This window comes from Pseudomonas sp. FW215-R2, from assembly GCF_058789255.1.
This window is the reverse complement of sequence record NZ_JBYTBO010000022.1, coordinates 25,605-39,688: the sequence shown is the minus strand read 5'-3', so window position 1 is coordinate 39,688 and position 14,084 is coordinate 25,605. Positions and strand designations below refer to the sequence as shown.

At 60.8% G+C, this 14,084-nt stretch carries 12 protein-coding genes; 6 read left to right on the top strand and 6 right to left on the bottom strand.

Going from position 1 to position 14,084, the window contains the following annotated elements; all coding sequences use genetic code 11:
* Window positions 1–56 precede the first annotated feature (56 nt).
* From AC3WRD_RS24755 to AC3WRD_RS24745, 3 genes are read left to right on the top strand one after another with little or no spacing between them, the layout of a single operon-like run.
* Complete coding sequence (locus AC3WRD_RS24755; protein ID WP_096817136.1) at window positions 57–680, top strand: FMN-binding negative transcriptional regulator; 624 nt, start codon at window positions 57–59, stop codon at window positions 678–680.
* Window positions 681–690: 10 nt separating this feature from the next.
* A complete protein-coding gene (locus tag AC3WRD_RS24750) occupies window positions 691–1,137 on the top strand; it encodes a GNAT family N-acetyltransferase (RefSeq protein ID WP_011336633.1) in 447 nt (148 codons plus the stop codon).
* Between the two features lie 12 nt (window positions 1,138–1,149).
* Entirely contained in the window at window positions 1,150–1,821 is a 672-nt protein-coding gene (locus AC3WRD_RS24745; protein ID WP_102620652.1) for a GNAT family N-acetyltransferase, read from the top strand.
* A 35-nt stretch (window positions 1,822–1,856) separates the two neighbouring features.
* Here the strand turns inward: AC3WRD_RS24745 and AC3WRD_RS24740 are convergent, their stop codons facing one another.
* Entirely contained in the window at window positions 1,857–2,135 is a 279-nt protein-coding gene (locus AC3WRD_RS24740; RefSeq protein ID WP_102620651.1) for a helix-turn-helix domain-containing protein, read from the bottom strand.
* Window positions 2,132–3,484: a HipA domain-containing protein gene (locus tag AC3WRD_RS24735; RefSeq protein ID WP_102620650.1), complete on the bottom strand. Its 1,353-nt coding sequence runs from the start codon at window positions 3,482–3,484 to the stop codon at window positions 2,132–2,134. The genes AC3WRD_RS24740 and AC3WRD_RS24735 overlap by 4 nt, the downstream gene beginning before the upstream one ends.
* A 240-nt stretch (window positions 3,485–3,724) precedes the next feature.
* Between AC3WRD_RS24735 and AC3WRD_RS24730 the strand changes: the two genes are divergently transcribed.
* Entirely contained in the window at window positions 3,725–6,688 is a 2,964-nt protein-coding gene (locus tag AC3WRD_RS24730) for an autotransporter outer membrane beta-barrel domain-containing protein (protein ID WP_102620649.1), read from the top strand.
* 595 nt (window positions 6,689–7,283) lie between these two features.
* Entirely contained in the window at window positions 7,284–8,357 is a 1,074-nt protein-coding gene (locus AC3WRD_RS24725; protein WP_310650453.1) for an autotransporter outer membrane beta-barrel domain-containing protein, read from the top strand.
* A gap of 104 nt (window positions 8,358–8,461) precedes the next feature.
* Here AC3WRD_RS24725 and oadA read toward each other — a convergent pair whose 3' ends face one another.
* Together oadA and AC3WRD_RS24715 are read right to left on the bottom strand one after the other, a co-directional pair.
* On the bottom strand, window positions 8,462–10,270 hold the full coding sequence (gene oadA, locus AC3WRD_RS24720) for a sodium-extruding oxaloacetate decarboxylase subunit alpha (protein WP_096817122.1): 1,809 nt from the start codon (window positions 10,268–10,270) through the stop codon (window positions 8,462–8,464).
* A gap of 11 nt (window positions 10,271–10,281) precedes the next feature.
* The gene (locus tag AC3WRD_RS24715) at window positions 10,282–11,697 is read right to left on the bottom strand and encodes an acetyl-CoA carboxylase biotin carboxylase subunit (RefSeq protein ID WP_102620647.1); all 1,416 of its coding nucleotides are present in this window, start codon (window positions 11,695–11,697) and stop codon (window positions 10,282–10,284) included.
* A gap of 191 nt (window positions 11,698–11,888) precedes the next feature.
* Here AC3WRD_RS24715 and AC3WRD_RS24710 point away from each other — a divergent pair, with 191 nt between their 5' ends.
* Window positions 11,889–12,851, top strand: a complete 963-nt coding sequence (locus AC3WRD_RS24710; protein WP_096817118.1) for a LysR family transcriptional regulator — start codon at window positions 11,889–11,891, stop codon at window positions 12,849–12,851.
* Here the strand turns inward: AC3WRD_RS24710 and AC3WRD_RS24705 are convergent.
* Both AC3WRD_RS24705 and hexR read right to left on the bottom strand, forming a co-directional pair.
* Window positions 12,793–12,999: a PA3496 family putative envelope integrity protein gene (locus AC3WRD_RS24705; RefSeq protein WP_096817116.1), complete on the bottom strand. Its 207-nt coding sequence runs from the start codon at window positions 12,997–12,999 to the stop codon at window positions 12,793–12,795. The genes AC3WRD_RS24710 and AC3WRD_RS24705 overlap by 59 nt on opposite strands.
* Before the next feature lie 108 nt (window positions 13,000–13,107).
* A complete protein-coding gene (gene hexR, locus AC3WRD_RS24700; protein WP_007954250.1) occupies window positions 13,108–13,974 on the bottom strand; it encodes a transcriptional regulator HexR in 867 nt (288 codons plus the stop codon).
* Window positions 13,975–14,084: the final 110 nt, after the last annotated feature.

Genomic DNA, 14,084 nt, shown 5'->3' with positions numbered 1-14,084 from the left:
TACAACAGACCAATAGCCTGCCTACGATGCAGGCATTCGCCAAGGAAAATTTCTCCATGTACACGCCCCGCGCCTTTGCCATCGACGACTTGTCCCAACTGCACGAACTGATCCTCGCCACCCGCCTCGCCATTCTGGTGACTCACGGCGAACAGGGCTTGCAGGCCAGCCATGTGCCAGTGCTGCTGCATCGTGAACAAGGCCCGAACGGCACGCTGTACGGGCATCTGGCCAAGGCCAATCCACAGTGGAAAGACCTGCGCGACGGCGCCGAGGCCATGCTGATTTTTCCCGGTGCCGATGCCTATGTCAGCCCGGGCTTTTATCCGAGCAAGGCCGAGCACGGCAAAGTCGTGCCGACCTGGAACTACGTTGCCGTGCATGCCTATGGTCACGCCGAAACCTTCAGCGACGGCGGTCGACTGCTGGACATCGTCAGCACCCTCACAAATCGCCACGAGGCCGGCCGCGCCCAGCCCTGGTCGGTCGACGATGCCCCGGCCGATTACATCGACGGCATGCTCAAGGCCATCGTCGGGTTTGCCATTCCGATCGACCGTCTCGAAGGCAAGCGCAAGCTCAGCCAGAACCGCAGTCCCGAAGACATCGCCGGCGTGCGCGAAGGCCTGGCCGCCAGCCCCGACATCAACGATCAAACCCTCGCTCACTTGATGCGTTAAGGAAATCACCATGAGTCAGATCGACATTCGCCCGGTCAGCGCCGCCGATCACGCGGCCTGGCTGCCGCTGTGGCAGGCCTACCTGCGCTTCTACAACACTGAATTGCCGGACGCCGTCAGCCAAAGCACCTGGCAGCGTTTTCTCGACCCGAACGAACCGACCCACGCCGCCCTCGCCTGGGCCGACGGCAAAGCGGTGGGCATGGTGCATTTCATCTACCATCGTTCGAACTGGAGCATCGAAAACTCCTGCTACCTGCAAGACTTGCTGGTGGAGCCGCAAACCCGTGGCACCGGCGTCGGTCGTCTGCTGATCGAACACGTCTACGCCACCGCCAAGGCCGACGGTTGCTGCAAGGTGCACTGGCTGACCCACGAAACCAACGCCACCGCAATCCAGCTCTACGAACGCATCGCCGAGCGTCCGGGTTTCATCCAGTTTCGCAAAGCCATTTAAGGAGCCACGCGCATGACGATTTCTCTCGCCGACTGGAAAGGCGTGCCGCCGCCCTCCACCACCCTGATCGAAGGCCGCTTCATCCGCCTGGAAAAACTCGACCCGGCGCGCCATGGCGACGACCTGTTCAACGCCCTGCAAGGCCCGGGCGCCGACCCGAAACTCTGGGACTATTTGCCCTACGGCCCGTTTCCGGAGCGCTGCGCTTTCAATGACTGGCTGAACAACCATGCTGCCCACAGCGACCCGTACTTCTTCAGCGTCATCGACCGCGCCAGCGGCCAGGTGCAAGGCATCCTCAGCCTGATGTCGATCGTCCCGGCCCAGGGCCGCATCGAAATCGGCCACGTCACCTTCGGCGCGCCGATGCAGCGCTCGCCGAAAAGCACCGAGGCGGTCTACCTGCTGGCCAAGGAATCCTTCGCCCTCGGCTACCGTCGCCTCGAATGGAAATGCAACAACGGCAACGCCCGCTCCAAATACGCGGCCGAGCGGTTGGGTTTCAGCTTCGAAGGCGTGTTCCGCCAGCACATGGTTGTGAAAGGCCAGAACCGCGATACCGCGTGGTACTCGATCCTGGACTCGGAATGGCCGGCGATTGCGACCGGGTTCGAGCGCTGGTTGAGTGATGAGAATCAGATGGCGGGTGGGCAGGTGAAAGGGTTGGTTGAGTGCCGCGCTTAAAGCTCAATCGAAATCAAGTATGTTGCGTTGCGGGTTCAGCTGTTATCGCGTCGAACCCGCACCACACCCATCTTCAGCCCGAACGGGCGAAACACGGCGTTCAGCGATTTGAGCGTCTGATTACCCTCTCCATGTTCGATGTGCACCAACGTACGCACCGAAATCTTGCACATCCTCGCAAACTGGGTCTGATGCAACCCGGTCACCTCCACGCGCAAACGGCGAACGGCCTCACCGATCTCCACTGTTCCTTGAGCCAGTGCTTCTTGAATGCTTTCGATGAGCACGGTGCGCTCGGCGACAGTCATGCTCATTTCAGATCCCACTCTTTCAAACGTTGCTCCAGGTTTTTCAGGTGGACGCCCGGATGATTCATTGTCCGGTCAGGCAATCCACTGGCGCTTAAAATGTCCGGCAATTCGGCCAGGCACTGCGCATCTTCACGCAATCGCTCGAAAGATTCCGGCGCGTCGGACAACCCTGCCAATGGGTCATCCGGATCGGAAATGTCCGCCAATGCGCGGCATACGCCCCGCCAATCGACATCACCCGCCCTCTCCAGCTCTTTTGGCCATTTGGTCGTGCGAGTTACACCTTCGTCATCTATGACCATGGGAGCCAGGTCATAAATGGGGGCCAGACGATACGAGTCCACATCGCGAATGATTGCAGTGTTGCGACCGTGGTTATCCGAGTTGCCAAGAATTTTGTTGATCAGGTCCCGGCGTAAATAGTCCGCCACCAGCGCCGGAATCTGATCCGCTTGCCCCGCATTGCGCCACAGCTTGGCGAGCATACGAATGACATCCATATGATTCATAGCGCTTCCCGGCGTTGTCACCTCGGCCAGCGAGTAGATCGACTCCACGGCAAAACGCTCTACACCTTGCGCTGTCACCTGACGATCAAAACGCTGCATCCACAAGCTGGGCTTGTTCGCTTCCTCTAACGCCAGACCTTCTGCTGCGACTGTTTCGATACCAAGCGCCTGAAGCGCCTGGTAGTAGTGGAACTCGCTGCGCAGGATGTCTTGATCGGTTTGACCGCCTTTATTCCGAGCGAATTTCACAAACCAATGCTGGCGGACGTTTTCATCATCCAGCACTGCATCGGGGTACAAAAGACCGGCACGATCCTCAGCCAGAAGAATCTTGGGCGCTTCGCCTCCGGCCCCTGTCGCACCGCCAATCGCAGCCCCCATTTCGTAGGCGTATTCAAGAAACCGGTGGTCACGGCTGATGACCTCCTGGCGCTCAAACCCGATGGGCTTGCGCTCATCGACAACCTCGGCTGATTCTTTTATTCGCATGTTGCCGATCGGAGCCGGAGTGCAGCGTCCGAGCAGATAAAGATCGGCACTGATGTCTGCAGGTTTCTCCTGCCCCAGACGTGCGAGAAGAAACCTTTTAGCGGCGCCTGCCGGTGCAATGTCATGCACGAATGCAGGCGTGATGGATCGTCGACCTTCCCAATCCAGGGGATACCGCGCACTCACGGCCTTGGAAAAAGGAGATCCGATGGCCTCAATGTTTGAGACCAGGTACGCCGTCTCATAACCAAAACTGCAACGGCTTTCGAAACCGTTGTCGGGCGCGTCGAAACTCAACACCATCGCGTCGTGCCATTTGCCGGCGTCGAATATCTGCAATGTCAGGTTGTGCATGCGGTCATCACCTGCAATTAAATGCATTCCGTCAAAAAATTCGTCGATCTAAACTGCAATATAGTGCATTCATGAAGAACGATGAGGCACCTTATCTGCAATAAAGTGCAGATAAGACATCTGAACTTCGCGATAGATGCAAAATAATGCAGATGCAGCCGAGTTCGTCACAGACATCATTCTGTAAAAACCCTCCGCTATACAGAACGCCCCGCTTAGAACAAAAAGGACGTTCTCACCATGTCGTTCCCGCCTCAGCGCCTGTCGCTTGCCACCGCCCTGTTGATCGCCACCGGCGCCGCCCACGGCAAGACCGTGCAAATCGACACCGCCACCACCGCGTCGCAGACATTGGGCGGCAACGACACCCTGACGATTTCGGCGCCGGGCAGCATTACCAACAGCGGCAAGGCCGTGAGTCTCAAGGATGGCACCAGCGGTGTCGGCGTGATCATCGACAACGCCGGCAAGATCATTTCCAGCGGTGGCCGGGCCATCGACAGCAGTGGCGATCTGACCCAGGCGCGCAATTACGCCATCTACAACCGCAGCGGCGGACAGATTCTCGGCTCCAACGACGCGATTCGCATCGACAGCAACTTCGTCAGCGGCAGCCTGTTGATCGACAACAGCGGCACCATTCGCTCGACCACCGGCCAGGGCCTGGATCTGGATCTGGATGCGTTGCGCAGCGACGGGGTGAAAACCACCATCATCAACCGCGCAGGCGGGCTGATTCGCGGCGACGCCAGCGACGGCATGAAGACCGGCGCCAACGCGACCATCAGCAACTATGGCGAGATCTCGACCGGTGACTCGCACAACGCCGACCAGAAGTTCGACGGCATCGATATCGACACCGCAACCGGTGTCAGCGTGACCAACTACGGCGTGATTTCCGGCGGCCGACATGGCATCACCACCGACCTCGGGGCGACGCTGGTGAACTACGGGCAGATCACCGGGCGCAATGGTTCCGGTTTCGGTTCCGACGGCGACGGCACGGTGATCAACCACGGCACCATCACTGGTGCGTATTCCGGGTTGCAGCCCAACGGCGACGGTGACGGCGTGGACATCGACAAAATCGCCCACATCGAAAACTACGGCACCATTCAAGGCGTTGGCGCCGGCGGTGTGGACAAGGGTGGTTTCGCCAACGGCAGTGAAGGCATCGCGCTGGGCGGCGGTTACATTCTCAACGCCAAGAGTGCCCTGATCAGCGGTGCCAACAGCGCCATTCTGGTGGACGACGGCAGCGGCGGTTCGGGACTGGCGGCCACCACGCTGGAAAACTACGGCACCATTCAAGGGCTCGACGGTTTCGGCGTGAAGTTCGTCGGTGAGTTCGCCGACAACGTGATCAACGGCGGCACGATCACCGGCAGCAACGGCCTGGCGCTGGACCTGGGCGGTGGCAACGACAGCCTGACACTGCGCAACGGCAGTCGTTTTGTCGGCGTGGTCGATGGCGGCACCGGTTACGACCGGGTAGTGATGGACGACGCGGCGGGCGGCAGCTTCGGTGCCAGCCGCAATTTCGAATGGCTGGAGGTCAAACAAGGCGCCTGGACCCTCACCGGTAGCGGCGATTTCAGCGACGGCGGTGCCGTGCGCAATGGCGCCACCCTGATCAACCAGGGCGGCATCGCCGGCAACCTGACCGTGGACGCCGGTGGTGTGTATGCCGGCGGTGGTTCGGTGAGCAACCTCAACGTGAATGGCACGTTGCGTACTGACACCCGGCTCGGTACCGCAACCATCGTGCACGACTTGAACATGGGCAGCGCATCCACCCTCGCCTACGGCGTCAACGCCGATGGCAGCAGCGCGCCGGTCCAGGTCGGCGGCACGGCCAACCTCAATGGCGCGACACTGGCGGTCAATCCCGGCAGCGGCACGTATCCGTGGCAGAGCCATTACACGGTGCTGCAGGCTGCGCGGGTCAACGGTACGTTCGGCGCGGTCACCAGCGACTACGCGTTCCTCACGCCAACCCTCGCCTACACGCCGACTCAGATCGACCTGACCTACACCCGCAACGACGTGGCGTTCAATGAATTCGCCGCCACCGGTAACGGCAGCAACGCTGCCAACAGCCTGGCCTCGATGGGCAAGAACAATGCGCTGTACAACGCCTTGCTCAACACCACTCAAAGCAGTGCAGGCGCAGCCATCGAGCAACTGGCCGGCGCCAGCAACGCCAACCTGACCAGCGCCACCCTCGGCGCCAGCAGCCAGGTCGGCAGCAGCATGCTCTCGGCGATGCAACAGATGGGCGGCAGTCCCGGCTTGATGGTCGGCCTCGATCAGCGCGACACACCGATCCTCGCCGCCAACGGCGTACCGGCCGCAGCCCGAAACCTGAATGATCCCAATGCTCAGGGCCGGCTCTGGCTGCAAGCCATCGGCGGCTACGGCAAGCTCGATGGCGAACATGGCAATGGCAGTCTGGAACAACGTACCAAGGGCAGTGTACTCGGTGCCGACTGGGCGCTGAATCCGCAATGGCGACTGGGCTTGCTCGGTGGTTATTCGAAGACCGATCTGGACGCCACCGGCGTCGATGGCAATGTCGAAAGCTGGCACGCCGGGGTCTATGCCCAGCATCAAAACGGCCCGATAGCCTTGCGTCTGGGCGCGGCCTACAGCGGTCATCAGGGCGAGAGCAAACGCACGGTCGCGTTCAACGGTTTCAGCGACCGACCCAAAGGCGATTACGACGCCAACAGCCAGCAAGCCTTCGCCGAACTCGGCTACGCCATGGGCAGCGGGCGGCTCAGCGCCGAACCGTTCGCCAGCCTCGGCTATCAGCGCTATCACCGCGACCGCTATCAGGAAAAGGGTGGCGCGGCGGCGTTACAAGTCGACAGTCAGACTCAGGACAACTTCAGCAGCACCGTCGGTCTGCGCCTGGCGCACCTGAACTCGCTCGAAAACGGTATGAGCCTGACCCCGCGCATGGCGGCAGGCTGGAAACACACGTATGGCGATGTCAGCAGCTCGACCCGTCAGGCGTTCGTCGTCGGTGGCACCGCGTTCAGCGTCGATGGCAGCTCGCTGGATCGTGACAGCCTGGTCCTCGAAGCGGGACTGGATCTGGGCGTTTCGGCGCGGCATACGCTGGGGTTTGGTTACAGCGGCGAGATTGGTAGCAACAGTCGCAATCACGGGCTGATCGGGCAGTGGCAGATGAGTTTCTGAGGTTTCGCCAATCGATACTTCAGCGGGGGTTGTAGGCAAAGGCATCTGGTCGATCGGGTAAACCAGGGCAGGCTCATCACTCGCCACCGACCGGGCTACAAAAGCAGACGTCATCCCCTGCGCCCGGCTCGGAATCGCCCGGCATCGGTGTACCGGCCTCGACTTTTACAGTTTGGCCTCATCCTTCATGAGGCCAAACTGAATGCCCATTCAATGCAAATACAAGCTCCAACATCTTGTCCTGGCGGTTGCGCTGGCTATCGGTTGCGTAGAATTTTCACTGGCGGAGCAATCAGAACCCGACGCGCACGTCGATATCGAGGTGAAGGTCAAAAAGCCGCGCAAGAAGAAGGAAATACCTGCTCCACTCAGTCTCGCCGAAGAAATACCGCGTGAAGAAAGGATCGTTCCGACACCCGAAACAAGCCCCGTCAGCACTGAGGTTCCGGCAGTACCCGCGCACACATCCGATGACATTCAACCCAAGAAAGTCGCCACGACAGAGAGCGGCAGCGCGCTCGAAGAAAGCATCGAAAAACCAACGCCCTTACCGGAACCGGTTCTGGCCGAAACGCCCGCAGCTCAACAAACCCAAGTGGTTGACCAACCACCGTCAACGGATTCCCCTCCATCCGCCGGCAACGCAGCCATCGAAGCCCTGCTCGCTGCCGACGAAACCACGACCCCCATCGCCTACGATCAACTGGCCGGCGGCAGTAACGCCAACCTCGCCAAGGCAACCTTGAGCAGCGTCACGCCGATCGGCGCCAGCCTGCTCTCGGCCATGCACCCACTCGACAACATCCACGATACCCAAGGAAACGCACCTCGCCATGCAGCCGGAAGTGCCGACAGCGGCAGGGTCTGGCTGCAAGCCCTCGGACACGGCGGGAAACTGGATCGCGATGAGGAACCCATGCAGCACGCCACCAAGGGACTGCTACTCGGTGCGGACTGGCGCCTCGATGAAGCATGGCGCCTGGGATTGATGGGCGGCACCTCCGACACGCGCATCGACAGCAAAGAGCTGGACGGCGATCTCGACAGTTGGCACCTGGGCGCTTATGCCTTGCGCCAGACAGGTCCGTTGTCACTTCGGCTCGGTGCAATCTGGAGCAGCCATGAAGGCAGCACACGCCGCGAAGTCGCGTTCGGTCGCTTCCATGACCGGCTCAAGGGCAGCTACCACGCCAGCACCCAGCAAGCGTTCATCGAGTCGGGATACAACCTTGGCCGGGCCAACGTCAGCATCGAGCCGTTTGCCGGCCTCGGCTACCAACGCTACCAGCGTGACGGCTACACCGAGAAAGGTGGGGCTGCGGCGCTCAAGGTTCACGCCCAATCCCAAGGCAACTTCAACACCACTGTCGGCCTGCGCATGGCGAAAGTCAGCACGCTGGATAACGGCATGCGCCTCACGCCACGATTCAGCGCGGGGTGGAAACACGTTTACGGCGAAACCTACACCAGCACCCGCCAACGGCTGGCCACCGGCGGCCATGACTACACCGTTTACGGCGCCGAACTGGATCGCAACAGTCTGCAGCTCGACACCGGGCTGGATCTGGCGATCTCGAACAGCCACGCTGTGGGTGTCGGTCTGACCGGAGAAATCGGCACCGACAGTCGCAACCACGGCGTATCGGGCCAGTGGCGAATGGCGTTCTGAGCCCCGGTCGGGCGCTGCCGCTCACTGCGGCAGCGCCTGAAAGGCAAAAAAAAGGGGAGCACATGCCCCCCCGAGGTTTAAAGCGTTGTATCGAGGCCGTTATCTCAGCCTTCGATCTCGATCAGGATTTCGCCCGGGTTCACCCGGTCACCCTTGGCAACATGAATGGCAGTGACCTTGCCGGCAATCGCGGCCTGGACTTCGGTTTCCATCTTCATCGCTTCGGTGATCAGCACAGCCTGGCCCGCCTTGACGGTGTCGCCTTCCTTGACCAGCACATCGACGATGTTGCCCGGCATGGTGGTGCTGACGTGGCCCGGTGCCGAAGCCTGCTTGCGCTTGCTGCTGCCGCCACCGACGAATTCGTTGAGCGGTTCGAACACCACTTCTTCCGGCATGCCGTCGATGGACAGGTAGAAGTGACGCTTGCCTTCGGCCTTGACGCCGACACCGGTGATGTCCACGCGGTAGGTTTCGCCGTGGACGTCGATGACGAACTCGGTTGGCACGCCTTCGCCGCCGGCCGAAGCCACCTTGCCTGCTTCCGGGATCGGCAGCAGCACTTCCGGGGTGAGGGTGCCAGCGGCACGCTCTTCGAGGAATTTGCGGCCGATGTCCGGGAACATGGCGAAGGTCAGCACGTCTTCTTCGGACTTGGCCAGTGCGCCGATATCGGCACGCAGCTTGGTCATTTCCGGTTTGAGCAGATCGGCCGGACGTACGTCGATCACTTCTTCGCTGCCGATGGCCTGACGACGCAGCTTCTCGTTCACGGTGCCCGGCGCCTTGCCGTAGCCGCCTTGCAGGTAGAGCTTCACCTCGTTGGTGATGGTCTTGTAACGCTCACCGGCCAGCACGTTGAAGAACGCCTGGGTGCCGACGATCTGCGAAGTCGGGGTCACCAGCGGCGGGAAGCCGAGGTCTTCGCGCACGCGCGGGATCTCTGCCAGCACTTCGTTCATGCGGTTCAGCGCGCCCTGCTCTTTCAACTGGTTGGCCAGGTTGGAAATCATCCCGCCCGGTACCTGGTTGACTTGAACACGGGTGTCGACGGCGGTGAATTCGCTTTCGAACTGGTGGTACTTCTTGCGCACGGCGTAGAAGTACAGGCCGATTTCCTGCAGCAGTTCCAGGTTCAGACCGGTGTCGAACTCACTGCCCTTGAGGGCTGCGACCATCGATTCGGTACCCGGGTGGCTGGTGCCCCAGGCGAAGCTGGAGATCGCGGTGTCAATGTGGTCGGCACCGTTTTCAATGGCCTTCAACTGGCACATCGCGGCCAGACCGGCGGTGTCGTGGGAGTGGATGAACACCGGCAGCGATTGCTCAGCCTTGAGTGCCTTGACCAGTTCACCGGTGGCGTACGGGGTCAGCAAACCGGCCATGTCCTTGATCGCCACCGAGTCGCAACCCATGGCTTCCATTTGCTTGGCCTGGGCGACGAACGCGTCGATGGTGTGCACCGGGCTGGTGGTGTAGGCGATGGTGCCCTGGGCGTGTTTGCCGGCAGCCTTCACCGCTTCGATGGCCACGCGCAGGTTACGCACGTCGTTCATCGCGTCGAAGATGCGGAACACGTCGATACCGTTGACCGCGGCCTTGGCGACGAACGCCTTGACCACGTCATCGCTGTAATGGCGGTAGCCCAGCAGGTTCTGGCCGCGCAGGAGCATCTGCAGACGGGTGTTGGGCAGCGCGGCGCGCAGTTGGCGCAGGCGCTCCCACGGGTCTTCTTTCAGGAATCGTACGCAGGCGTCGAAGGTCGCGCCGCCCCAGACTTCCAGCGACCAGTAGCCGACCTTGTCCAGCTTGTCGCAGATCGGCAGCATGTCTTCGGTGCGCATGCGGGTGGCGAGCAGCGATTGGTGGGCGTCGCGCAGGATGGTGTCGGTTACGAAAATCTTTTTAGTCATTGTTCTATTCCTCACAGGCCTGCGTGGGCGGCGATGGCGGCGGCGATGGCCAGGGCCAGCTCTTCGGGTTTGCGCTTGATCGAGTAGTTGGTCAGTTCAGGATGGCTTTCAACGAAGCTGGTATTGAACTGGCCGCTACGGAATTCCGGGTTGCGCAGGATTTCCTGGTAGTACGCGGCGGTGGTCTTGACCCCTTGCAGACGCATGTCGTCGAGGGCGCGCAGACCACGGTCCATCGCCTCTTCCCAGGTCAGTGCCCACACCACCAGTTTCAGGCACATCGAGTCGTAGAACGGCGGAATGGTGTAGCCGGTGTAGATCGCCGTGTCGGTACGAACGCCCGGGCCGCCGGGGGCGTAGTAGCGAGTGATCTTGCCGAAGCTCGGCAGGAAGTTGTTCTTCGGATCTTCAGCGTTGATCCGGAATTGCAGGGCAAAACCGCGATGCTGGATGTCTTCCTGTTTCACCGACAGCGGCAGGCCGGAGGCGATGCGGATCTGTTCGCGAACGATGTCGATCCCGGTGATTTCTTCGGTGATGGTGTGTTCCACCTGCACCCGGGTGTTCATCTCCATGAAGTACACCTCGCCCTCGGCGAGCAGGAACTCCACGGTGCCGGCGTTCTCGTAACCCACGGCCTTGGCCGCGCGCACCGACAGCTCGCCGATGTAGGCGCGCTGTTCCGGGGTCAGTTGCGGGCTCGGGGCGATTTCGATCAGCTTCTGGTTGCGGCGCTGAATCGAGCAGTCGCGCTCGAACAGGTGCACCACGTTGCCGAAGCTGTCACCGAGGATCTGCGCTTCGATGTGTTTCGGATTGACGATGCATTTTTCCAGGAACACTTCTGCCGAACCAAAGGCCTTGGTGGCTTCGGAAATGACCCGGGGGAAATTCTGTTCGAGTTCTTCGCGGCTGTTGCAGCGACGGATACCGCGACCGCCACCACCGGAGGTGGCCTTGAGCATCACCGGGTAACCAATGCGATCACCTTCGGTCAGCGCCTCTTCAATGCCCGAGACGTTGCCTTCGGTGCCCGGCGTCACCGGTACGCCAGCCTTGATCATGCTGCGGCGTGCTTCGGTCTTGTCGCCCATGCGGCGGATGACTTCCGCCGACGGGCCGATGAATTTGATACCGCGTTCGGCGCAGATGTCTGCCAGCTCGGCGTTTTCCGAAAGGAAACCGTAGCCGGGGTGCAACGCATCGCAGCCGGTTTCCACGGCCAGGTTCACCAGCTTGCGCGGGTTCAGGTAACCGGCCAGCGGCTCGGCACCAATGCTGTGGGCCTCGTCCGCACGCTTCACATGCAAGGCATGTCGGTCGGCGTCGGAAAAAATCGCAACCGAGCGAATGCCCATCTCGGCGCAGGCACGCACGATTCGTACGGCAATCTCACCACGGTTGGCGATCAGGATCTTTGTTATCACTTGGAGGTTCCCTTGAGCCGGTGGTACCCACGACCTGCTAGACCCAGGTCGACGCGTGACCAAATGTTTCAATCTGGTCGCGCCTTCACACTAGCGCTCACAAGGGATTAACAAAAATGAATAAAAATTGGGTCAGGCATAAGTAAAGACTTATAGTCGTTGCACCAGCCAGCGGCCAGAGCCTGTAGAAAATGCGTAAGTCCTTGATGCGTATGACATTGCGTCAATTGCAGATCTTCAACGAAGTGTGTGATTTGCGCTCCTACAGCCGCGCAGCCGAGGAAATGTCTCTCACACAACCGGCCGTCAGCCTACAGATTCGTCAGCTCGAAGAGCTGATCGGGCAGCCGCTGTTCGATTACGTCGGCAAAAAACTCTACATGACCGAGGCGGCCGAAGCACTCCAGCGCGCCAGCCGCGACATCTTCGGCCGCCTGGAAAACCTCGACATGCAGCTGTCGGACATGCAGGGCTCGCTGCAGGGCCAGTTGAAACTGGCGGTGGAATCCAGCGCCAAATACTTCGTGCCGCACCTGTTTGCAGCGTTCAAACGCCAGCATCCGGAAGTGAATCTGCAACTGACGGTGGTCAACCGCGGCCAGGTGATCCGCCGACTCTCTGACAACCGCGACGATCTGGTGATCATGTCGATGGTGCCGCAGGACATGGGCCTGGAATTCCTCCCCTTCCTCAACAATCCGATCGTGGCGGCCGCGCGACCAGACCATCCGCTGGCACACATGGGGCCGCTGCGTTTGCAGGATCTGGAGCCCTACACCCTGCTGATTCGCGAACCCGGCTCGGGAACGCGACTGGCTTGCGAGGAGTACTTCAAGGAGAAGCGCGTGCACTTCACCCAGACCCAGGAAGTGGCATCGGCGGAAGCTCAGCGTGAATGCGTATTGGCGGGTCTGGGCCTGGCACTGTTGACGCGCCACGCCCTGAACCTGGAGCTGGCGACCGGCGGCCTGGTGGAGCTGCCGGTCGAAGAGTTGCCGCTGTTGCGCAGCTGGTGCCTGGTGCAAGCCAAAGCCAAACGGTTGTCACCGGTGGCCCACGCCTTCCTGGCGTTTATCCGCAGCGAACGGGTGCAGATCAGCGCGCTGGTTGAGCGCTTCGACGGGAAGCTGAAGGCGCTGCCTGCCAGTGATTGATGTCCTCGGGAAAATCGCCGATTTCGGCCTGAAGCTGGCGGAGTTCGAAGCGATCTTCGATAGCGCGGCGAAATTCCATGCGGCGCTGGTCTTCCTGCTGACGACGGGTTTTCGCGGCGCTGTTGCGTTCTTCGTAAGGCTGAGCCATTTCGAGTCTCCCAAGGCGATTACGGGAGTTTCACGATAGGCGCGAGGGATGACGGTTTGGCTGCGTCGGGGTTACAGGCAGATGAAGATTGCCTTCACCCCATGACCATCAGTCATCCAGCGCTTTCACCGATTTTGGCGACAAGCGCAAGCTGCGCAGGCTGCGTTTGACGCTCTTGAGGTGGTTGACCAGGCTCGGCCCGCGCGCCATGGCCACGCCCATCGCCAACACGTCGATCACCACCAGATGGGCGATACGCGAGGTCAGCGGCGTATAGATTTCGGTGTCTTCATGAACATCGATCGCCAGGTTGACGGTCGACAGCTCGGCCAGCGGCGTCTGGCTCGGGCACAAGGTGATCAGCGATGCACCGCTCTCGCGCACGAGGTTGGCGGTGATCAGCAGGTCCTTGGAACGGCCGGACTGGGAAATGCAGATCGCCACGTCGGTCGGCTTCAGCGTCACCGCCGACATCGCCTGCATGTGAGGGTCGGAATACGCCGCCGCAGTCAGCAGCAGACGGAAGAACTTGTGCTGCGCATCCGCCGCCACCGCGCCTGACGCACCAAAACCATAGAATTCGACCCGCTGCGCCTGGGACATCAGCGTCACCGCTCGCTGCAATTCCAGCGGATCGAGCTTCTCGCGAACCTCCATCAGCGTGTGCAACGTGGTGTCGAAAATCTTCAGGCTGTAGTCGGCGACGGAGTCGTCTTCATGGATCGCGAACTGACCGAAACTGGCACCGGCCGCAAGACTTTGCGCGAGTTTGAGTTTCAGGTCCTGAAAACCGGAGCAACCGATGGCGCGACAGAAGCGCACGATGGTCGGCTCGCTGATGCCGACGCTGTGGGCCAGGTCGGCCATGGAACTGTGCATCACTGCCGCAGGGTCAAGCAGCACGTGGTCGGCGACCTTGAGCTCCGACTTGCGTAACAGGTGACGTGACTGGGCGATGTGTTGCAGCAGATTCAAGGGGCTGGACTCTTGTTATGGAAAGATGTGCTTTGGCCAGATGCCAAGGATGTAGCAAGCTTGTAGTTATACTACATGAATCCGCATTTTGCCTGCTCAATGCGTAACTG

Bases quoted from the DNA above. Each gene is read 5' to 3' on its own strand.
- AC3WRD_RS24730 (WP_102620649.1), top strand. From the start codon at position 3,725: ATGTCGTTCCCGCCTCAGCGCCTGTCGCTTGCCACCGCCCTGTTGATC.
- AC3WRD_RS24735 (WP_102620650.1), bottom strand. From the start codon at position 3,484: ATGCACAACCTGACATTGCAGATATTCGACGCCGGCAAATGGCACGAC.
- AC3WRD_RS24750 (WP_011336633.1), top strand. From the start codon at position 691: ATGAGTCAGATCGACATTCGCCCGGTCAGCGCCGCCGATCACGCGGCC.
- oadA (WP_096817122.1), bottom strand. From the start codon at position 10,270: ATGACTAAAAAGATTTTCGTAACCGACACCATCCTGCGCGACGCCCAC.
- AC3WRD_RS24705 (WP_096817116.1), bottom strand. From the start codon at position 12,999: ATGGCTCAGCCTTACGAAGAACGCAACAGCGCCGCGAAAACCCGTCGT.
- AC3WRD_RS24745 (WP_102620652.1), top strand. From the start codon at position 1,150: ATGACGATTTCTCTCGCCGACTGGAAAGGCGTGCCGCCGCCCTCCACC.
- AC3WRD_RS24755 (WP_096817136.1), top strand. From the start codon at position 57: ATGTACACGCCCCGCGCCTTTGCCATCGACGACTTGTCCCAACTGCAC.
- AC3WRD_RS24740 (WP_102620651.1), bottom strand. From the start codon at position 2,135: ATGAGCATGACTGTCGCCGAGCGCACCGTGCTCATCGAAAGCATTCAA.
- AC3WRD_RS24710 (WP_096817118.1), top strand. From the start codon at position 11,889: ATGCGTAAGTCCTTGATGCGTATGACATTGCGTCAATTGCAGATCTTC.